Raw genomic sequence first — 19836 nt, forward strand, 5'->3', positions numbered from 1 at the left:
ATGCGCCTGACCGTCGTCGGCAACCCCGGCAACCGTCGGGTCGGCCTGTTCACCCGGGCGGTCCTCGCCGCCGGCCTGCCCCGGCCGCAGGTGCTGCCCTGGGTCGACGTGCTGGCCGGCGCGGCGCCGCCCGGGGCCGGCGCGCTGGTACGGGTCGACTCGCCCGGCGAGGACGCCGAGGTGGACCGGCTGCTACGCCGGTCCACCTCGCCGGCGCGGCACGGCGAGCTGATCGGCCTGGCCGACACGTACGCCGGGCTGCTGCGGGGCCTGGACCGGGTCGCCGCCGGCGGCGCGGAGCTGCTCAACGACCCGGCGGACGTCGCGGTGCTGTGCGACAAGCGGCGCTGCCACGCCCGGCTGTCAGCCGCCGGGGTGCCGGTGCCGGCCGCGCTGCCCCCGGTGCACGGGTGGCAGGAGCTGCGGGCGGCGATGGCGGCGGCCCGCTGGAGCCGCGTGTTCGTCAAGCCCGCACACGGCTCGTCGGCCGCCGGGGTCGTCGCGCTGGCCGTGGCCCGGGGGCGGGTGCAGGCGGTCACCACGATCGAGGCGGCCCCGGACGGGCTGTTCAACTCGCTGCGCCCCCGCCGCTACACCGACGAGGCCGAGGTCGCCGCCATGGTCGACCGGATCGCCGCCGACGGCCTGCACGTGGAGCGGTGGCTGCCCAAGGCGGGGCTCGGCGACCGGGTGGTCGACCTGCGGGTGGTGACGATCGCGGGGCGGCCCACCCACGCCGTGGTGCGCGCCGCCCGGGGGCCGCTGACCAACCTGCACCTGGGCAACGCGCGCGGGGACCTCGCCGAGCTGCGCGCGGCGGCCGGGCCGGCGGCGTGGGCGGCGGCCATGGAGACGTGCGAGCGGGCGGCCGCGTGTTTCCCCCGCAGCCTCCAGGTCGGCATCGACCTGATGTTCCTGCTCGGCTGGCGGCGCCACGCGGTGGCCGAGGTCAACGCCTTCGGCGACCTGCTGCCGGGGGTCCTCACCGACGGCCGGGACACCTACGCCGAGCAGGTGCGCGCCCTGACCGACGGCCGGTGGGACCGCTGGCGGTCGGCTGCCGGCCGGACACCGCCGGGCGACGACGCGGCACGGCCCGCCGGCGCGGTCGGGCGGGAGGTGCTCGCGTGCGCAGTCTGATCGGCAGCCACGACCTGCTCCTGCTCACCCTCGACACGCTGCGCCACGACGTCGCCGCCGACCTGGCCGCGCGGGGGCGCACGCCGCACCTGGCGCGCGCCCTGCCCGGCGGGCGGTGGGAGCAACGGCACTCCCCCGCCAGCTTCACCTACGCCGCGCACCACGCGTTCTTCGCCGGCTTCCTGCCCACCCCGGTCACCCCCGGCCGGCACGAGCGGCTGTACGCGGCGGCGTTCCCCGGCAGCGAGACGTCCGGCGCCGACACCTGGGTGTTCGACGCGCCCGACCTGCCCACGGCGCTCGCCGACGTCGGCTACCACACGCTCTGCCTGGGCGGGGTCGGCTTCTTCAACCGGCGCAGCCCGCTCGGGGCGGTGCTGCCGGGCCTGTTCGCCGAGGCGCACTGGGAGCCGGAGTTCGGGGTCACCTCCCCCACCTGCCTCGACGCGCAGCTCGACCGGCTGGCCGAGGTGCTGCCGCGGGTGCCGGCGGAACAGCCGCTGTTCACGTTCCTCAACGTCGCCGCCCTGCACCAGCCCAACCGGCACCACCTGCCCGGCGCGCAGGCCGACGACCTGGCCAGCCACGCCGCCGCCCTGGAGTACGTCGACGGCCGGATCGACCGGCTGTTCGCCCTGCTCACCGGCCGGGGTCGGCCGGTGTTCGCGATCGTCTGCTCCGACCACGGCACCGCCTACGGGGAGGACGGCCACACCGGCCACCGGATCGGCCACGACGTGGTGTGGACGGTCCCGTACGCCCACTTCGTCCTGCGACCGGGGGAATGGTGACCAGCACCGACACGGGCCTCGACGGCTCGCCGTACCAGCAGTACCTCTACGCGTACCCGCACAAGACCTCCTACCGGCCGCTGCGACCGCGCCCGCTGCTGGCGGACGTGTGGCGGGCCGAGGCGCGTGAGGCGCTCTTCCTCTACGTGCACCTGCCGTTCTGCGAGATGCGCTGCGGCTTCTGCAACCTGTTCACCCGCGCCAACGCGCCCGCCGAGCAGGTGACCGACTACCTTCGGCAGCTGCGCCGGCAGGCGGGACGGGTCGCCGACGCGCTGGGCGACGACGCCGGCTACGCCCGTGTGGCGTTCGGCGGCGGCACCCCCACCTACCTGACCGCCGACGAGCTGACCGAGCTGTTCGGCATCGCCACCGCGATGGGCGCCCGGCTGCCCGGCGTACCGCTGTCGGTGGAGACCTCGCCGGCGACCGCGACGCCGGACCGGCTCGCGGTGCTCGCCGCGCACGGCACCACCCGGGTGAGCATCGGCGTGCAGAGCTTCCTCGACGCCGAGGCCCGCGCCGCCGGCCGGCCGCAGCGCCGCACGGAGGTGGAGGCGGCCCTGGCCGCGATCCGCGACGCCCGGATCCCGGTGCTCAACATCGACCTGATCTACGGCATCGACGGGCAGACCGCCGACACCTGGCGGGAGAGCCTCGACGCGGCCCTGGCGTGGCGGCCCGAGGAGCTGTACCTCTACCCGCTGTACGTGCGGCCGCTGACGGGGCTCGGGCGGCGGGCGCACGGCCGCGCGGACTGGGACGCCCAGCGGCTCGCCCTCTACGAGCAGGCGGTGGCGACGCTGGGTGCGGCCGGCTACCGGCAGGAGTCGATGCGGCAGTTCCGCCGCGCCGACGCGCCCACCCCGGACGGGCCGGACTACTGCTGCCAGGACGACGGCATGGTGGGTCTGGGCTGCGGCGCCCGCTCCTACACCACGTCCCTGCACTACTCGTTCGACTACGCGGTCGGCGTGTCGCAGGTGCGCGCGGTGCTCGACGACTACCTGGCCCGCCCGGCCGACGACTTCCGCTTCGCCGAGTTCGGGTTCGCCCTCGACGGCGCCGAGCAGCGCCGCCGGTGGCTGCTCAAGTCGCTGCTGCGCGCCGAGGGGGTCGACGCGGCGGCCTACCGGGCCCGCTTCGGCGCGCTTCCGGGCGACGACTTCCCGGAGCTGGGCACGCTGACCGAGCGGGGGTGGGCCGGCGACGGCGGGCTGCGGCTGACGCCGGCCGGGCTGGCCCGCTCCGACGCGATCGGCCCGTGGCTGACCTCGGCCCGGGTACGCGACGCGATGACCGGGTACGTGCCGAGGTGAACCTCGCGATCCTCTACCGGGGTCCCCTGGCGAGCTGCAACTACGACTGCCCGTACTGCCCGTTCGCCAAGCGGCGGGACCCGCCGGAGCTGCTGCGCGCCGACCGGGCGGCGCTGGACCGGTTCGCCGGCTGGGTGGCGGCCACCTCCGACGTGCGGCTGTCGGTGCTGTTCACCCCGTGGGGCGAGGGGCTGACCCGCCGCTGGTACCGCGACGCGATGGTGTCGCTGTCGCACCTGCCGCACGTCGACCGGGTGGTCATCCAGACCAACCTGGCCGCCCGGGTGGACTGGCTGGCCGACGCCGACCCGCGCGCCGCCGCCCTCTGGGCCACCTACCACCCCGGCCAGGTGGACCGGGACCGCTTCCTGGGCCGCTGCGCCCGGCTGACCGAGCTGGGCGTCCGGTACTCGGTCGGGGTGGTCGGCCTGCCGGAGCACCTCGCCGAGGCGCGGGCGCTGCGCGCCGCCCTGCCCGCCGAGGTCTACCTGTGGGTGAACGCCGCCGAGGGCCGGCGCTACGACGCGGCCGAGGAGGCGACCTGGACGGAGCTGGATCCGCTGTTCGGCTACAGCGTCCGCCCGCACGTGTCGCTCGATCGTCCGTGCCACGCGGGCGAGACGGCGATCTCGGTGCGCGGCGACGGCACCGTGCGCCGCTGTCACTTCATCGACGAGCCGATCGGCAACCTCTACGACGGGTCGTGGCGCTCGGCCCTGCGACCGCGCCCGTGCGGCAACGCGGTCTGCGACTGCCACATCGGGTACGTCCACCTCAAGCCGCTCGGCCTGCGGGACGTCTTCGCCGGCGGGGTCCTGGAACGCATCCCGGCCGCCTGGCCGCCCGTACGCCGGCCGGTGCCGCTGGCCGCGCCGGTGCACGCGACGGTGGCCGCCCCCGCGCCGCCTCCGCCGGCGTAGCGCGGAGCGGGCCGGCGAACCGGCGCACGCACGCCGCCGGACGTGGAGCAGGGGCGGCCCGGCACAGGCCGGACCGCCCCTGCACGGGTGGCTCAGTGCACGCCGGGCAGGACGGCAGCCGCCTCCTCCTTGGCCCGCCGCTCCTCACCGCTGAGGGTGTGCAGCGGCTTCTCCCGGATGAACAGCACCACCACCAGGGCGAGCACCGCGAACGGGGCGGCCACCAGGAACAGCTCGCCGGTCGCGGTGCCGTACACGTCCTGGATGATCCTCAGCACCGGCTCGGGCAGTGCGGACAGGTCGGGCACCTCGGTGGAGCCCTCCCCGCCCGGGGCGCCGCCGGCCAGCGGGCCGAGCTTCTCCGCGCTCAGCGAGGCGACCCGGTTGGCCAGCACCGCGCCGAGCGCGCTGACGCCGATCGTGCCGCCCATGCTGCGGAAGAAGGTCAGCACGGAGGTGGCCGCGCCCAGCTCGTGCGCCGGCACGTCGTTCTGCGCCGCGAGCACGAGGTTCTGCATGAGCATGCCGACGCCGATGCCGAGCACCGCCATGTAGACGCTGAGCAGCAGGATGCTGGTCTCGGCGTCGATGGTGGCCAGCAGCAGCATGCCGACGACCATCACGGCGGCGCCGGCCACCAGGTAACGCTTCCAGCGGCCGTACTTGGTGATCAGCTGGCCGGCAACCGTCGACGAGACCAGCAGGCCCAGGATCATCGGCAGGCTCATCAGTCCCGCCACGGTCGGCGACTTGCCGAGCGAGAGCTGGAAGTACTGGGACAGGAACACGGTGCCGCCGAACATCGCCACGCCGACCAGGATGCTGGCGATGGTGGTCAGCGAGACCGTCCGGTTGCGGAAGATGTCCAGCGGCACGATCGGCTCGTCCGCGCGGGACTCCACCCAGATCGCCAGCGCCAGCAGGGCGAGACCGCCGCCGACCATCAGCGCCGTCCAGCCCGAGGCCCAGGCGAACTTGTTGCCGGCCAGCGACGACCAGACCAGCACGGTGGAGACCCCGGAGGTGATGAGCAGCGCGCCCAGCCAGTCGATCTTCACCTTGCGGCGGCGGGTCACCGGCAGGTGCAGGGTGCGCTGGAGCAGGAAGATGGAGAGCAGGGTGAACGGGACGCCGATCAGGAAGCACCAGCGCCAGCCGAGCCAGGAGGTGTCCACCAGCACGCCGCCGATCAACGGCCCGGCGATGGTGCCGACGCCGAAGACCGCGCCGAAGATGCCGGCGTAGCGGCCCAGCTCGCGGGGCGGGATCATGGCCGCCATCACGATGGTGGCCAGGGCGGTCATGCCGCCGGCGCCGATGCCCTGCACGACCCGGCTGACCAGGAGCACCTCGACGTTCGGGGTGAGCCCGGCGATCAGCGAGCCGATCACGAAGAGGCCGAGGGAGAGCTGGATCAGCAGCTTCTTGTTGTAGAGGTCGGCCATCTTGCCCCAGAGCGGCACGGTCGCCGTCATGGCCAGCAGCTCGGTGGTGACGATCCACGTGTAGACGGTCTGGGTGCCGTTCAGGTCGGCGATGATGCGCGGCAGCGCGTTCGCCACGACCGTGGAGGCGAGGATCGACACGAACATGCCGACCATCAGGCCGGAGAGTGCCTGGAGCACCTCGCGGCGGGACATGCGGCCGGCGCCGACCTTCAGGGGCTCGGCGGGCACGGTGGCGGTCATGGACCTTCCTTACCGGGTACGGGTTTCACGGCCTCCCGGGCACCTTTCCCGGAAGGGGCTTGCGGGTCAGGGCCGGTCGGGCTGCGGCAGCCCCGCGGCGAGGGCGGCGAACGCCTCGTCGACGAGGGCGGCCAGGTCCGCCCGGTCGGGGTGGGCGGCCCATCGGGTCATGGCGTGGCGCAGCGCTGCGCCCGTCACGGCGGTGACCAGCGCCGGGTAGCCGTGGTCGGGTTCGACGCCCACCCGCGCCGCGACGACCTCGACGATGGCGCGTTCCGTCTCGGCGTTGCCGGCCAGCAGGCGGGGCAGCAGCGCGGGATTGCGCGCCACCACGTCCATCCGCAGGCACCACAGCTCGCGCTCGGCGCGTACCTCGTCGATCACCTCGTCGAGGGCCGTCCGCAGCGCGGTCAGCACCGGCACCTCGGGCGGCACGGCGGCCAGCCGGGCCACCAGGCGCGCCGCGTCGCCCGCCTGGTCGCCGACCAGGGCGTCGTCCTTGCAGGCGAAGTAGTTGAAGAAGGTGCGCGGGGAGACGTCGGCCGCCTCGCTGATCTCCTCCACCGTCACCTGGGCCAGGCCGCGCTCGGCGACCAGGCGCAGGGCCGCCTCGGTCAGCGCGGCCCGGGTCTGGCGCTTCTTGCGGTCGCGCCGCCCGGGAGCGGGTTCGGTGCCGGCGGGATTCACGCGCCGGACACTACTAGCGATCTTGCAGGTACTGCAATGTTTTATTATGTGAAGTGACGCCGGCCATCTCGCGGGGCCGTTCCGGGGTCGCCGGGCACCGGAAGCGGGGGCGGGCCCGGCCGGGACGCTCCGGCCGGGCCCGCCGCCGTACGGGTCACGGATAGTTCGTCAGGTACACCTGCTGGTTGCCCGCGTTGGCGGTGCCGCCGGTGCCGTTGACCACCCGGTTGATCGTGCCCACGCCACCGAGGGAGACGGTGACCATGTTGGTGAACCGGACGTTCGGGCTGGTCGGCGCCTCGATGGCCCGATCGGCGACGACTGCGGGGTTGACGTTGAAGTAGCAGTAGCTGCCCATCCCCCACGCCTGGTGGCTGCTCACCCCGTCCGCCACCTTGTACGCCGCGTAGCCACGGGTGGCCCCGTTCATCCAGGCGGCCTGGTTCGGCGGGTCGTACGGCATCTCGTTCTGGTAGAAGTACGTCCGCCCGCCGTTGCCGTTCCAGACGGTCTGGTACCGCTGGTAGTGCTCGACGAAGAGGCCGTACATGGTCACGTCGTCGCCGTTGACCGTCAGGCCGGTGTCGGCGGTGTTCACCGCCCAGCCGACCCCGTCGCCGTGGTCGGCGCGCCAGAGCCACATGTGGTCGCCGATCACGTGGTCGCTGTTGACGGTCAACGTGTTGGTCGCCCGGCCGACGCCCGGCCCGCCGATGCGGAAGAAGACGTCGTGCAGCGAGGTCGGGTTGGCCGCGTGGCTGGCCGCCGAGCCGGGCGGGCCGACCTCCATCAGCACCGGCGAGTTCACCTGGCCGGCCTCGAACATGATGCCCGCCACCTTCACGCCGTCCACGTCGGCGACCCGCATCGCGACGGTGCCGTTGTCGGCCTGGATGGTCGCCAGGCCGAGGCCGAGGACCACCGTGTCGGGGCGGTCCACCCGGATCGGCTCGGTGACGTGGTGCACGCCCGGGGTGAACAGCAGGTGCCGACCCTGGGCGAGGGCGGCGTTGATGGTGGCCGCGCCGGTACCCGGCCGCACGACGTAGAACTGGCTGAGCGAGATGGAGGAGCCGGCCGGGGTCCTGCCGTACCAGCTGGTGCCGGTGGAGTTGGTGCGCAGCGCCGGCACGAAGACCCGGTACTCGCCGGTGCCGTCGACGTAGAGGAACGGCTTCTCGCGTACCTGGGGGGTCTGCGGGATGACGGTGTGCGAGGGGTTCGGGAAGTGCGGCGGCGGGGCGCCGGTGACGCCCTGGAAGACCATGTTCCACACCGAGCCGGTCCAGCCGTTGCCGAACTCGCTGTTGCGCGAGTACCACTGCTGCTGCGAGCCGGAGACGACCAGGCCGTCGATCCTGGTGTCGGCCATCAGGCCGCCGCTGGACCAGCCGTCGCCGCCGTTCCAGAGCTGGATCTGGTTCTGCGCGCCGCGCAGGTGCATCCGCCGGTACGGCGCGGCCTGCGAGACCGCCCAGCGCTCCACGCTCACCCCGGCCGGCAGGGTCACCGAGAGGTTCTCGGCGGCCCGCCAGAAGTTCTGCGTGGCGTTGCCGCCCATCCAGAACGCCTCGACCCGGACGTGCCCGTTGAGGTTGACGTCGTCGGGGCTCATGCCGAGCCCGGCGACCTGGGTGAAGAAGCCGAGGTTGACGTCGGCGGTGTAGCTGCCGGGCTTGAACAGCACCGCGTAGCGCTCGGGGCCGAACTGGTTGCGCTCCTGCTCGGTGAAGAGCGTGTTCAGCCGGTTCTGGATGGTGGCGGTCGGGGTGGACGGGTCGAAGACGAAGGTGTTCGGCCCGAGGTTCGGATTGCGGGGGTCGGTGGGCTCCACGGGCGGGGCGTCGCCGCCGGTCACGTTCACCGCCAGCTCCCAGAGCGAGTAGCCGTACGCGGTGGCGCGCGCCGTGCCGTACACCCGCAGGTAGCGACCGCTGCCGGTGACGGCGAGCGACTGGCTGCCGCCGGCGCCGGTGGTGGTGCCGTACACGGTGGTCCAGGCGTTGCCGTCGGCCGAGGTCTGGAGCTGGAACGCCCGCGCGTACGCGGCCTCCCAGGTCAGCACCACGCGGCAGATCGACCGGACGGCCCCCAGGTCCACCCGCAGCCACTGGGGGTCGGCGGCGGCGCTCGCCCAGCGGGTGCCGGGGTTGCCGTCGACCGCCGCCGAGGCGGGGAGGCCGGCGTTCTCCACCGACGACGCGGTGGCCGGCCGGCCCTGGGCGACGTTGGCGCTGCCGCAGGTCGGCGCGGTGCCGCCGGCCTCCCCGTAGACCTGGAACTCCCAGAGGGAGTAGCCGTAGCCGGTGCCGCGCGCGGTGCCGTGCATCCGGACGTACCGGCCGGCGCCCGTCACGTTCACCGTCTGGGTACCGCCGGTGCCGGCGGTGGTGCTGTGCACGGTGGTCCAGGCCGCGCCGTCGTCGGAGGTCTGGATCGTGAAGGCCCGGCCGTAGGCGCCCTCCCAGGACAGGACCACCTGGCTGAGGGTGGCCCGGGTGCCGAGGTCGACCTGGATCCACTGGGGGTCGCTGAAGGCGCTGGCCCAGCGGGTGCCGGTGTCGCCGTCGACCGCGGCGGACGCCGGGGTGCCGGCGTTCTCCGTCGACGAGGCGGTCGCGGGCCGCCCCTGGGACAGCAGGCTCGGGGCGGCCTGCGCCGGGGGCGTCGCGGCGGCGGGGGTGAGCGCCGCGACGAGGAGCAGCGCGAGGCCGACGAGCAGCCGCCGGGCGGGTCGCCCTGGCGGCGGCGTCGGGCGTACGGATGTAGCGCGAGATGTCATGACTTCGCCTGTCGATAGAGGGTGGCGGACCTCGGGCGTGACGGGATGACGAAGGGGGCCGCGGCACTGCGGGGCGGCGACGCCGGACGGTGCCGGGACGAGAGAGAGCGCTCTCGTCCGAGTGTTGCGGCGTCGTCGCGCAGCCGTCAAGACATCGATAAATAACGCTGTTATTTATCCGTGAAGTTCGATTTGTTCGGTAACCCGCCGATTCGCCGACCGCACCCCGCCGGCCGTGAGCAGCCGGGCGATCGGGAGCGTCGCCGCACCGAGCGCCACCGCGTCGACGCCCAGCAGACCCAGCTCGATCGAGGCCTGTTCGTACGGCTGGCGCAGCGCCTGGCGGCCGGCGGCCTCCCGCACGGCCGGCAGCAGGCCGCCCAGCGCCATGCCGGCCCAGCCCCCGAGCACGACCCGCTCCGGGTTGAACAGGTTGATCAGGTTGGCCACCCCGGCGCCCAGGTACTCGGCCGTCTCGTCCAGCACCCGCCGCGCGGCGGCCGAGGTGCCGGCCGCGTCGATCAGGGCCGCGAGCTGGGACTCCTCGTCGTCGCCCGGGACCGGGTGGCCGCCCCGGGCCTCGCGGTAGCGGTCGATGACGGCCTCCGCGCCGACGTACGCCTCCAGGCAGCCACGGGCTCCGCAGCGGCAGGGCCGCCCGCCGTAGACCAGGGTGGTGTGCCCCCACTCCCCCGCGCTGCTGGAGGCGCCCCGGTAGGTCACCCCGTTGGTCACCACCGCGGTGCCGACCCCCGAACCGACAAGCGCGAAGACGGCGTGCCGGGCCCCCCGGCCCGCGCCGAACCACATCTCCGCCTGGCCGAGCGTCTTCGCGCCGTTGTCGACGTGCAGCGGCAGGTCGGTGCCCGCCGCGATCAGCCGCTCCAACGGCACGCGGTCCCAGCCGAGCGACTGGGCGTGCACCACGGCCTCCCGGCCCTGTTCGACCACCCCGGAGACGCCGATGCCGACGCCGAGCACCTCGTCGACGCCCACCCCGGCCCGGGCGGTGACCGCGTCGATGCCGGCCAGCACGTGCCCGGCCACCTCCGCCGGCTCCGTCCGCCGCGGATCGAGCGGGTACGCGACGCTGGCCAGCTGGGCCATCGCGAAGTCGAACAGCTCCACCCGGACCCGGGTCTCCCCGACGTCCACCCCGATGACGAACGCGAAGCGCGACGCGACCCGCAGCATCATGCTGGGCCGGCCGCCGTCGGACTCGGCGGCGCCCGCCTCGGCGATCAGCCCCTCGTCGATCAGGTCGGCGACCACGTTGCTGACCGCCGGCTGGCTCAACCCCGTGCTGCGGACCAGAGCCTGCCGGGTGAGCGGGCCGTCCAGGAAGACCTTCGACAGCAGGGCGGACCGGTTCCGCAGCCGGACGCCCCGGTTGGTCGCGCGCGCCAACTCCACCTGCCACCTCGATCCCCTCGGCCCTCGGGAGCGACTGTACGACCCCGTGCTTGACGGCCCCTCGGCCAACCACTTTAATGACCACATTCATTAAGTCGTGATGGAACTGTCGAGCCGTCGGCCCCCGCCGGCGACCCCCACCACGTGCAACGGAAGGGCCGAACGTGTCGAGACGACACCTCGCGATACTGACGGCGGCCGTGCTGGCCGCCACCACCCTCACCGCCTGCGGCGACTCCGGGGACTCCTCCGGCGCGGCCGGGAAGACCCTCACCTACTGGGCCAGCAACCAGGGCGCAAGCCTGGAGGCCGACAAGCAGACCCTCCAGCCGGAACTGGACAAGTTCGAGCAGCAGACCGGCATCAAGGTCAACGTCGAGGTGGTGCCCTGGTCGGACCTGCTCAACCGGCTGCTCACCGCCGCCACCTCGGGCCAGGGCCCGGACGTGGTCAACATCGGCAACACCTGGTCGGCGTCGTTGCAGGCCACCGGCGCGCTTGTCGAGTTCGACGACGCCACCCTCGCCAAGGTCGGCGGGAAGGACCGGTTCGTGCCCGCCGCGCTGGCCGCCGCGGGCGCGCCCGGCAAGCCGCCGGCCGCGGTGCCGCTCTACAGCCTCGCCTACGCCCTCTACTACAACAAGAAGGCGTTCGCCGACGCCGGCGTCACCAGCCCGCCCACCACCTGGGAGCAGGTGGCCGAGGTCGGCCGCAAGCTGACCGGCGGTGACCGCTGGGGCCTCGCCGTCGAGGGGGCCAACCCGTCGGAGAACGCCCACCACGCCTTCACCTTCAGCCAGCAGTACGGCGGCGAGTGGTTCGACTCCGCCGGCAAGCCCACCTTCGACACCCCGCAGAACGTCACCGCCGTCAAGCGGTACGTCGACCTGATGGCCGTCGACAGGATCGTCAACCCGAGCAACGCCGAGTACGCGCAGAACCAGTCGGTCTCCGACTTCGCCAACGGCAAGGCCGCCATGCTGCTCTGGCAGGCCGCCGGGTCCAACCTGAAGTCGCAGAACATGGCCCCCGACGCGTACGGGATCGCCCCGGTGCCGTTCCCGGCCGCCCCGCCGGCCGGCGGCAAGAAGGTCAACAGCATGGTCGCGGGGATCAACATGGCGGTGTTCAAGCACACCAAGAACACCGACGCCGCGCTGGAGTTCGTCAAGTTCATGACCAGCGACGCCGAGCAGGTGGCGCTGAACAGGACGTACGGCTCGCTGCCCGCCGTCGCCACCGTCGCCGGCGACCCGGCGTTCGCCGCGCCGGAGCAGAAGGTGCTCCAGCAGACCCTCGCCACCACGGCGGCGCCGCTGCCGCAGGTGCCCGACGAGAGCACCTTCGAGACCCTCGTCGGCACCGCCATCAAGGAACTCTTCGCCGACGCCGCCAGCGGCAGACCGGTCACCGAGGAGAGCGTCCGGCAGAAGCTGACCCGGGCCCAGCAGCAGATGCGCTGACCCGCCGGACCGGTGGCCGTGGGAGGGACGCCGACCCTCCCACGGCCACCCAGCGAGAGGACCCCGATGGCCACCACCACGCCCGCCCGGGACGTCGCCGCACCGGAGCGGCCCGCCCGCCGCACGGGCCCGGCGCGGCGCCGGTCGCCCGGGCGCCGCCGGTCGCTGCTGCCGTACCTGCTGCTCGCCCCGGCCGTCGTGCTGGAGCTGGCGATCCACGTCGTGCCGATGCTCGTCGGGGCGTGGATGAGCCTGCGGGAGCTGACCCAGTTCCACATCCGCGACTGGTCCACCGCGCCCTTCGTGGGCTGGGAGAACTACCGCGTGGTGCTCGACGTCGACTCGGCGGTCGGGGCGCAGCTGCTGCACTCGTTCGGGGTGACCGTCGGCTACACGGTGGCCTCGGTCGGGCTCTCCTGGGTGCTCGGCACCACCGCCGCCGTACTGCTGCAACGCCCCTTCCGCGGCCGGGCCGTGCTGCGCGCGCTCTTCCTCACCCCGTACGCGCTGCCCGTCTACACGGCCGTGATCACCTGGAGCTTCCTCTTCCAGCGGGACACCGGCCTGGTCAACCACGTGCTGGTCGACCAGCTCCACCTGCTCGACGACCGGCCGTTCTGGCTGATCGGGGAGAACAGCTTCGTCGCGCTGCTGACCGTCTCGGTCTGGCGGTCCTGGCCGTTCGCCTTCCTCTGCGTCATGGCCGGCCTGCAGAACATCCCCGGCGAGCTGTACGAGGCCGCCGCCATGGACGGGGCCGGATTCTGGCGGCGGCTGCGCTCGGTGACGCTGCCCATGCTGCGCCCGGTCAACCTGGTGCTGGTGCTGGTGCTCTTCCTCTGGACCTTCAACGACTTCAACACCCCGTACGTGCTCTTCGGCGGCTCGGCGCCGGAGCAGGCGAACCTGATCTCCCTGCACATCTACCGCAGCTCCTTCAAGACCTGGGACTTCGGGGCCGGGTCGGCGATGTCGGTGCTGCTGCTGCTGTTCCTGCTGCTGGTCACCGCCGGGTACCTGCTGCTGACCAACCGTCGGAGGAACGATGCGTGAGACCGCCGCCGAGCGCTGGGCCCGCCGGATCGTGCTGACCCTGCTCGCGCTCTTCGTGCTCGTCCCGCTCTACGTCATGCTCAGCTCGGCGCTCAAGCCGTTGCAGGATGTGCAGGGCGCCTTCACCTGGTGGCCCCGGCGCCCGACCGCGCAGGCCTTCGTCGACATGTGGTCGACCGTGCCGCTGGGCCGCTACCTGGTCAACAGCCTGGTCGTCTCGACCGTGGCGGCGGTCTTCTCGGTCACCGTGGCGATCTTCGCGGCGTACGCCGTCAGCCGGTACCGCTTCCGCGGCCGGGGGCTGTTCTCGGTGACCGTGCTCTCCACCCAGATGTTCCCCGGGATCCTCTTCCTGCTGCCGCTCTTCCTGATCTACGTCAACCTCGGCACCGCCACCGGCATCCAGCTGTACGCCAGCCGCACCGGGCTGGTCATCACCTACCTGACGTTCTCCCTGCCGTTCTCGATCTGGATGCTGGTCGGCTACTTCGACTCGATCCCCCGCGGCCTCGACGAGGCGGCCCAGGTCGACGGCGCCGGCCCGCTCCGCACGCTGTTCCGGGTCATCCTGCCGACGGCGGTGCCGGGCGTCGTCGCCGTCGCCGTCTACGCCTTCATGACCGCCTGGGGCGAGGTGCTCTTCGCCTCGGTGATGACCGACGAGGGCAGCCGCACCCTCGCCGTCGGCCTCCAGGGCTACTCCACCCAGTTCAACGTCTACTGGAACCAGGTGATGGCCGCGTCGCTGGTGGTCAGCGTCCCGGTGGTGGCCGGTTTCCTGGCGTTGCAGCGCTACTTCGTCGCCGGCCTCACCGCCGGCGCGGTCAGGTGAGGCCGTGACGGCCACACACGAGGCCATGACGGCCGCACACCCGAAGGAGAGCCCACCCGTGCCGGACCTGTCCACGCTGCCGCCCGACTTCCTCTGGGGGGTCGCCACCGCCGCGTACCAGATCGAGGGGGCCGTCCGCGCCGACGGCCGCGCGCCGTCCATCTGGGACACCTTCTGCGACGTGCCGGGCGCCGTCGACAACGGCGACACCGGCGCGGTGGCCTGCGACCACTACCACCGGTGGCCGCAGGACGTGGCGCTCATGCGGCGGCTCGGGGTGGACGCGTACCGGTTCTCGGTGGCCTGGCCCCGGGTGCGGCCCGACGGCGTCGGCCGGGTCAACCCGAAGGGCCTGGACTTCTACGACCGGCTGGTCGACGCCCTGCTGGCGGCGGGGATCCGCCCGTTCGTGACGCTCTACCACTGGGACCTGCCGCAGGTGTTGCAGGACCGGGGCGGCTGGCCGGAGCGGGACACCGCCGAGGCCTTCGCCGACTACGCCGCCGTCGTGGCCGCCCGCCTCGGCGACCGGGTCGCCGACTGGACCACCGTCAACGAGCCGCTCTGCGTGTCCTGGATCGGGCACCTGGAGGGCCGGATGGCGCCCGGCGAGCGGGACCTGGCCAGGGCGGTGCGCGCCTCGCACCACGTCCTGCTCGGGCACGGGCTGGCCACCCGGGCGATCCGGGCCGCCGCCGCCCGGCCCGCCTCCGTCGGGATCGTGCTCAATCCCAGCCCCTGCGAGCCGGCGAGCGACCGGCCCGAGGACGTGGCCGCCGCCCGGCGGATGGACGGCCACGTCAACCGGTGGTGGCTCGACCCGCTGCACGGACGCGGCTACCCGGCCGACATGGTCGCCACCTACGGCGTCGAGCCGCCGGTGCGGGGCGACGACCTGACGGTGATCGCCACCCCCACCGACTACCTCGGCCTGAACTACTACTTCCGTCAGGTGGTGGCCGACGACCCGGCGGGGCCGGCGCCGTACGCCCGGCAGGTGCCGGTGCCGGGCGCGGTGCACACCGCGATGGGCTGGGAGGCGTACCCGGCCGGGCTGGAGCAGCTGCTGGTCGCGGTGACCGAGGAGTACGCCCCGGCGCGGGTGGTCGTCACCGAGAGCGGGTCGGCGTGGCGGGACGAGGTCACCGCCGACGGCACCGTCGAGGACCGGGAACGCACCGACCACCTGGAGCGGCACCTGGCGGCGTGCGCGGCGGCGGTCGACCGGGGCGTGCCGCTGGCCGGCTACTTCGTCTGGTCGCTGCTCGACAACTTCGAGTGGTCGTACGGGTACGACAAGCGCTTCGGGCTGGTGCACGTGGACTACCCCACCCAGCGCCGGACGCTCAAGGCGAGCGGCCTGCGCTACGCCGACCTGATCCGCGCCCACCGGCGGCGTACCGGACGGCTGACGCCCTCCCGGTGAGCCGGGGACGATCCGCCGGGCCGCACGGGACCCCGGGCGCCACCCGGGGCTCCGTGCGTCACCCGCCGGGCGGGGTCAGCAGAACCAGCCGTCCTGCACCCAGCCGCGCCGGTTGACGTGCCCGTAGGCGAATCCGTAGACGTAGCCGCCGCTGCGCGGCCCCTCGACGAGGAACGTCTGACCGCGGTAGAGGGTGCCCATCCACGCGCCGACCGGGGCGGTGCGGACGAAGAGGTCCTCGGCGCACACCGTCTCCCGTTGCCCGATCGTCCCGTTCGCGGCGTGCCCGGCCGACGGCGTGAGCGCCAGTACGGCGCAGACGGTCGCCAGCAATGCGCCGAGCCGACGCGGCACTCCCCCGCTCACCACGAGTCGTAGCCCCCGATGCACTCGCTGCGCACGTAGCCCCAGTCGTTGGGCCCGAAGTCGAAGGTGGCGGCCCAGCCGTTGTAGACGGGGTGCGCGCCGGGCGTGTGACCGATCTTGTTGCCGTACGCCAGCGTGCGCTTGAGCCCGTGCGGGCCGCTCGCCGAGTCGTAGTTGGCGTAGAAGCTGGCGCTCTGGCAGACGATCACGGCGTGCCGCGGCACGACCGGGTCGGCCTGTGCGCCGGTGGCGCCCAGCGTCGCCAGGACCCCGCCCGCCGCCAGGACGCCGACCGCGCGGATCACTTGTGTTCGCATCGACACCTCCGGGGTGGAAACCTTCCTTCCCGCCACCCTAACGAATACGTCGAAAACCTTCTATGCCTGCGATCCCCCGCGTCCTCGTGCCGGCGTCCCGGGTGCCGATAGGGTCGGGGCCCATGCGGACGAAGCAGGAACTGGGCGCGGCCATCCGGCGGGACCGGCGGGCCGTCCTCGTCGTCAACGCCCACTCCCGCCGGGGCCGCCAACTGCACGAGCGGGCCCGGGCCCGGCTGACGGCGGCCGGCTTCCACCTGCTGGGCGACCACCCCGTCGAGCAGCCCGGCCAGCTCGAGCGCGTCCTCGCCGCGGCCGTCGACCTCGGGCCGGACCTGCTGGTGGCGGGCGGCGGGGACGGCACCCTGAGCACCGCCGCGCGGCTGCTCGCCCACCGCGACATGGCGCTCGGGCTGCTGCCGCTGGGCACCACCAACAACTTCGCCCGCACCGTCGGCGTCCCGCTCGACCTCGACCGGGCCGTCGACGTGCTGACCGGCGGCACGGTGATCGACGTCGACCTCGGCCTCGCCGGTGACATGCGGTTCACCAACCACGTCGGCGTCGGCCTCTCCGCCGACATCATGCTACGCACGCCGCCGCGCCTGAAGCGGGTCACCGGCCGGCTGGCGTACCCGCTGACCGCCCTGGCCCTGTTGGCCCGGCACCGCCCGCTGCGGGTCACCGTCCGCGCCGGGGGCGCCCGGCACGAGTTCCGGACCCACCAGGTGTACGTGGCCAACGGCGGCTTCCACGCCGGGCGCCCGATCGCCGCCGACGCCGACGCCGACGACCGGCTGCTGGTCGCGTACCCGGTCGGCGGCGCGAACCGCCGTGGACTGCTGCGCGACACGGCCCGCAACGCGGCGACCGGGCACCGGCGCTCCGTCGGCGACGCGCCGTTCCTCGCCGTCGGGGAGCTGTGGCTGGAGACCGACCGGCCGGCGCGCGTCGAGGTCGACGGCGAGCTGTGCGGCCGTACGCCGATCCGGATCGGCCTGGACGCCAACGCGCTGCGCGTGATGGCGCCGGCCGGGAGCCCGGACCGCTGACCCGCGCGGGCGGCCCGGGCGCTACTCCGCCCGGTCCGCCGCGTCGAGGGCCGCCAGGAAGTCGGCGACGAGGTCCTCGGTGTCCTCGATGCCGGTGGAGACCCGGACGAGGCCCTCGCCGATGCCGGTGGCGGCCAACTGCTCGGCGTCGACGATCCCGGCCCACATCGAGCGCGGGTGCACCACGAGGGTGCTGACGCTGCCCAGGCTGGCCGCCCGCTTGGCCAGGCGCAGGCCGTCGAGCAGCCCGGCCGCCGCCCGCCCGTCGCGCAGCTCGACGCTGAGCACCCCGCCGAAGCCGGTCATCTGCCGGCCGGCCAGCTCGTGCTGGGGATGCGTCGGCAGCCCCGGGTAGCGGACCCGCCGCACCGCCGGGTGGCCCTCGACCGCCCGGGCCAGGGCCAGGGCGTTGGCGTTGTGCCGGTCCACCCGCAGCGACAGGGTGCGGATGCCGCGCAGCAGCAGCCAGGCGTCGATGGGGCCGAGGGTGCTGCCGGTGACGATGGCGGTCTGCCAGACCCGGTCGACGAGGTCGGCGGAGCCGACGACCACCCCGGCCGAGACGTCGGAGTGCCCACCGAGGTACTTCGTCCCGCTGTGCCACACCAGGTCGGCGCCGAACTCCGTCGGCCGCTGGTTGACCGGGGTGGCGAAGGTGTTGTCGACCGCGACCAGCGCGTCGTTGGCGTGCGCCAGCTCGACGACGGCGGCCAGGTCGGTCAGTTCGAGCAGGGGGTTGCTCGGGGTCTCCACCAGGACCAGCCGGGTCTGCGGGCGCAGCGCCCGGACGAAGGCCTCGGTGTCGGTCTGGTCCACCTGGGTGAAGGCCACCCCGAACCGGGCCAGCAGGCCGGTGACCAGGGACGTCGTGCCGCCGTACGTGCTGCGCTGCACGATGACGTGGTCACCGGCGGAGAGCAGGGCCAGGGCGATGGTGCTGATCGCGCCCATCCCGGAGGCGGTGACCAGGCCCGCCTCGGCGCCCTCCAGCTGGGCGACCACGGCGGCGACCTGCGCGTGGTTCGGGTTGCCGTAGCGCGTGTAGAAGGCGTTGCCCCGGGTCTCGGTGGCGACGGCGGCGAACTGCTCGTCGGACTCGGCGCTGAAGGTGGCGCTCTGCACGATCGGCGGCGACACCGCCCCGCCCGGGCTCAACCCGTCGTCGCCGTGGACAGCGATCGTGCCGGTGCCGGTCACAGGTTCTCCTCACGTGGTGGGCTGCCCGCCGGGACGGCGGGTCGGACAGGTGCGGGCGTCACCCGGGCGGCGGGCGCCCGACGACGGCTCGTCCGCGTGGACGCTCCCGACGGACGGGCGGTCACCCGGCCGGGACGGGCACGGCCGCCGGGGGCGGCGCGGGCGCGGCCCGGTCGGTGAGCATCCGCAACGCGTCGCGGTGCCGGCGCAGCACGGCGTCGTCCAGGTCGGCGACGGCGAGCCCGGGCCCCGTGCCGGCGTCGGCGAGGACCCGACCGTCGGGAGCGTACACGGCGCTGCGACCGGCGAACTCCCAGTTGCCGTGCGATCCCGCGAAGTTGGCGAACAGCACGTAGCAGGTGTTCTCCAGGGCGCGGGCCGGGAAGTACACGCCGCGCCGGTGGTCGGAGTCGCCCGTCGTGAACGCGCTCGGGCACAGGTAGGCGTCGGCGCCGGCGAGGGCCAGCGCGCGAGCGTGTTCGGGGAAGCTCGCGTCGTAGCAGACCCCCAGGCCGAGCCGCCAGCCGCGCACCTCGACCAGGCAGTCGGCCCGGCCGGGCACGAACAGCTCGCGCTCGTCGCGGTCCAGGTGGCGCTTGTCGTACGCGGCGGCGGGCCGGCCGTCCGCGCCGATCACCAGGGCGCCGATCGCCCAGCCGTCGGCGCGTCGCCGGCAGCCGCCGACCACCGCCACCACCCGGTGGGTGCGGCAGGCCTCGGCGACGATGTCGAGCGGGTCGCCGCCCGCCTCGACGGCGCACCGCGCGATGTCGTCGCGCAGCAGGCCGACGTCGTAGCCGCAGAGCGACAGCTCGGGGAAGACGACGAGGTGGACGCCGCGGTCCGCCGCCTCGGCGATGCTCCGCGCCGCGGTCCGCGCGTTGCCGGCCAGGTCGCCGGGAATGGCGGTGACCTGCGCGGCCGCGACCCGCAGCGGGGCGCGCCCGGCGGGGTGGGCGGCCGTCACGCGGCCCCCAGCCACCAGCGCAGGCCGAAGAAGACCACCAGGCCCACCGTCCAGACGATCATGAAACGCTCGACGAAGAGGCCGGTCACCAGCGTGACCAGGCCCGCCACCAGGTACGGCACGGTGACGACCGTGATCTCGATCCGGTTGTCCACCGGGGCGATCACCGACGGGACGGCGATGGCCGCCAGCAGCGCCGGCGGGAGGTAGCCGAGGAAGACCTTGACGTCGTCGGGGAGCACCCGGTCGCGGAAGACCAGCAGCGGCAGGTACCGGGGTGCGAAGGTGGCGAGCCCCATCCCGAGGATGAGCAGCAGCATGGACATTCCGGTCACCTTCCGTCCGTGTCACGGGCCGTCTCGGCGGCCCGGCGTTCCCCGGCCGCCGCCCCGGCGGTCCGCGGTTGCGGCGTTCTCGACTCCG

General features: G+C 73.9%; 18 protein-coding genes. 9 read left to right on the forward strand and 9 right to left on the reverse strand.

Translation table 11 applies throughout. The features are described from left to right. Genes F6X68_RS09535 through F6X68_RS09550 form a run of 4 tightly spaced genes read left to right on the forward strand, consistent with a single transcriptional unit; the run spans position 1 to position 4170 of the window. Positions 1-1140, forward strand: a complete 1140-nt coding sequence (locus tag F6X68_RS09535) for an STM4014 family protein (protein ID WP_192581343.1) — start codon at positions 1-3, stop codon at positions 1138-1140. Further along, a complete protein-coding gene (locus F6X68_RS09540) occupies positions 1128-1931 on the forward strand; it encodes an STM4013/SEN3800 family hydrolase (protein WP_151453913.1) in 804 nt (267 codons plus the stop codon). The genes F6X68_RS09535 and F6X68_RS09540 overlap by 13 nt, the downstream gene beginning before the upstream one ends. After that, positions 1928-3250, forward strand: coding sequence for an STM4012 family radical SAM protein (locus F6X68_RS09545; RefSeq protein ID WP_225852113.1), 1323 nt, complete (start codon positions 1928-1930; stop codon positions 3248-3250). Before F6X68_RS09540 ends, F6X68_RS09545 begins: the two co-directional genes overlap by 4 nt. Then, complete coding sequence (locus tag F6X68_RS09550) at positions 3247-4170, forward strand: STM4011 family radical SAM protein (protein ID WP_151453915.1); 924 nt, start codon at positions 3247-3249, stop codon at positions 4168-4170. Before F6X68_RS09545 ends, F6X68_RS09550 begins: the two co-directional genes overlap by 4 nt. A gap of 92 nt (positions 4171-4262) precedes the next feature. Here F6X68_RS09550 and F6X68_RS09555 read toward each other — a convergent pair whose 3' ends face one another. From F6X68_RS09555 to F6X68_RS09570, 4 genes are all read right to left on the reverse strand, one after another. After that, positions 4263-5858, reverse strand: a complete 1596-nt coding sequence (locus F6X68_RS09555) for an MDR family MFS transporter (RefSeq protein ID WP_151453916.1) — start codon at positions 5856-5858, stop codon at positions 4263-4265. Positions 5859-5924: 66 nt separating this feature from the next. Next, the gene (locus F6X68_RS09560) at positions 5925-6545 is read right to left on the reverse strand and encodes a TetR family transcriptional regulator (RefSeq protein WP_151453917.1); all 621 of its coding nucleotides are present in this window, start codon (positions 6543-6545) and stop codon (positions 5925-5927) included. Positions 6546-6699: 154 nt separating this feature from the next. Further along, on the reverse strand, positions 6700-9327 hold the full coding sequence (locus F6X68_RS09565) for a discoidin domain-containing protein (RefSeq protein WP_151453918.1): 2628 nt from the start codon (positions 9325-9327) through the stop codon (positions 6700-6702). Positions 9328-9501: 174 nt separating this feature from the next. Beyond that, positions 9502-10740 (reverse strand): ROK family transcriptional regulator, encoded by a 1239-nt coding sequence (locus F6X68_RS09570; protein WP_151453919.1) that lies wholly within the window; start codon positions 10738-10740, stop codon positions 9502-9504. A 164-nt stretch (positions 10741-10904) separates the two neighbouring features. Between F6X68_RS09570 and F6X68_RS09575 the strand changes: the two genes are divergently transcribed. From F6X68_RS09575 to F6X68_RS09590, 4 genes are all read left to right on the forward strand, one after another. Further along, positions 10905-12203, forward strand: coding sequence for a sugar ABC transporter substrate-binding protein (locus tag F6X68_RS09575; protein ID WP_151453920.1), 1299 nt, complete (start codon positions 10905-10907; stop codon positions 12201-12203). 66 nt (positions 12204-12269) lie between these two features. Then, positions 12270-13256, forward strand: coding sequence for a carbohydrate ABC transporter permease (locus F6X68_RS09580; RefSeq protein WP_151453921.1), 987 nt, complete (start codon positions 12270-12272; stop codon positions 13254-13256). Further along, complete coding sequence (locus F6X68_RS09585; RefSeq protein ID WP_151453922.1) at positions 13249-14088, forward strand: carbohydrate ABC transporter permease; 840 nt, start codon at positions 13249-13251, stop codon at positions 14086-14088. The genes F6X68_RS09580 and F6X68_RS09585 overlap by 8 nt, the downstream gene beginning before the upstream one ends. Positions 14089-14113: 25 nt before the next feature. Continuing rightward, positions 14114-15514, forward strand: coding sequence for a GH1 family beta-glucosidase (locus tag F6X68_RS09590; protein WP_151453925.1), 1401 nt, complete (start codon positions 14114-14116; stop codon positions 15512-15514). A gap of 75 nt (positions 15515-15589) precedes the next feature. Here the strand turns inward: F6X68_RS09590 and F6X68_RS09595 are convergent, their stop codons facing one another. Beyond that, positions 15590-15880 carry a hypothetical protein gene (locus F6X68_RS09595; RefSeq protein WP_207914442.1) on the reverse strand — a complete coding sequence of 97 codons (291 nt, stop codon included), beginning with the start codon at positions 15878-15880 and terminating at the stop codon, positions 15590-15592. Continuing rightward, positions 15877-16197: a hypothetical protein gene (locus F6X68_RS09600; protein WP_132238337.1), complete on the reverse strand. Its 321-nt coding sequence runs from the start codon at positions 16195-16197 to the stop codon at positions 15877-15879. Before F6X68_RS09600 ends, F6X68_RS09595 begins: the two co-directional genes overlap by 4 nt. A gap of 122 nt (positions 16198-16319) precedes the next feature. Here F6X68_RS09600 and F6X68_RS09605 point away from each other — a divergent pair, with 122 nt between their 5' ends. After that, entirely contained in the window at positions 16320-17249 is a 930-nt protein-coding gene (locus F6X68_RS09605; protein ID WP_151453923.1) for a diacylglycerol kinase family protein, read from the forward strand. 21 nt (positions 17250-17270) lie between these two features. Here the strand turns inward: F6X68_RS09605 and F6X68_RS09610 are convergent, their stop codons facing one another. The 3 genes from F6X68_RS09610 to F6X68_RS09620 all read right to left on the reverse strand — a co-directional run bounded on the left by F6X68_RS09610 (position 17271) and on the right by F6X68_RS09620 (position 19739). Then, complete coding sequence (locus tag F6X68_RS09610) at positions 17271-18446, reverse strand: PLP-dependent aspartate aminotransferase family protein (protein ID WP_151453924.1); 1176 nt, start codon at positions 18444-18446, stop codon at positions 17271-17273. 121 nt (positions 18447-18567) lie between these two features. Then, positions 18568-19428 carry a carbon-nitrogen hydrolase family protein gene (locus F6X68_RS09615; protein ID WP_192581344.1) on the reverse strand — a complete coding sequence of 287 codons (861 nt, stop codon included), beginning with the start codon at positions 19426-19428 and terminating at the stop codon, positions 18568-18570. Further along, positions 19410-19739: an AzlD domain-containing protein gene (locus tag F6X68_RS09620; protein ID WP_132238343.1), complete on the reverse strand. Its 330-nt coding sequence runs from the start codon at positions 19737-19739 to the stop codon at positions 19410-19412. Before F6X68_RS09620 ends, F6X68_RS09615 begins: the two co-directional genes overlap by 19 nt. Positions 19740-19836: the final 97 nt, after the last annotated feature.

Origin of the sequence: Micromonospora sp. AMSO12t, from assembly GCF_008806585.1 — a bacterium.
GTDB lineage: Bacteria > Actinomycetota > Actinomycetes > Mycobacteriales > Micromonosporaceae > Micromonospora > Micromonospora reichwaldensis.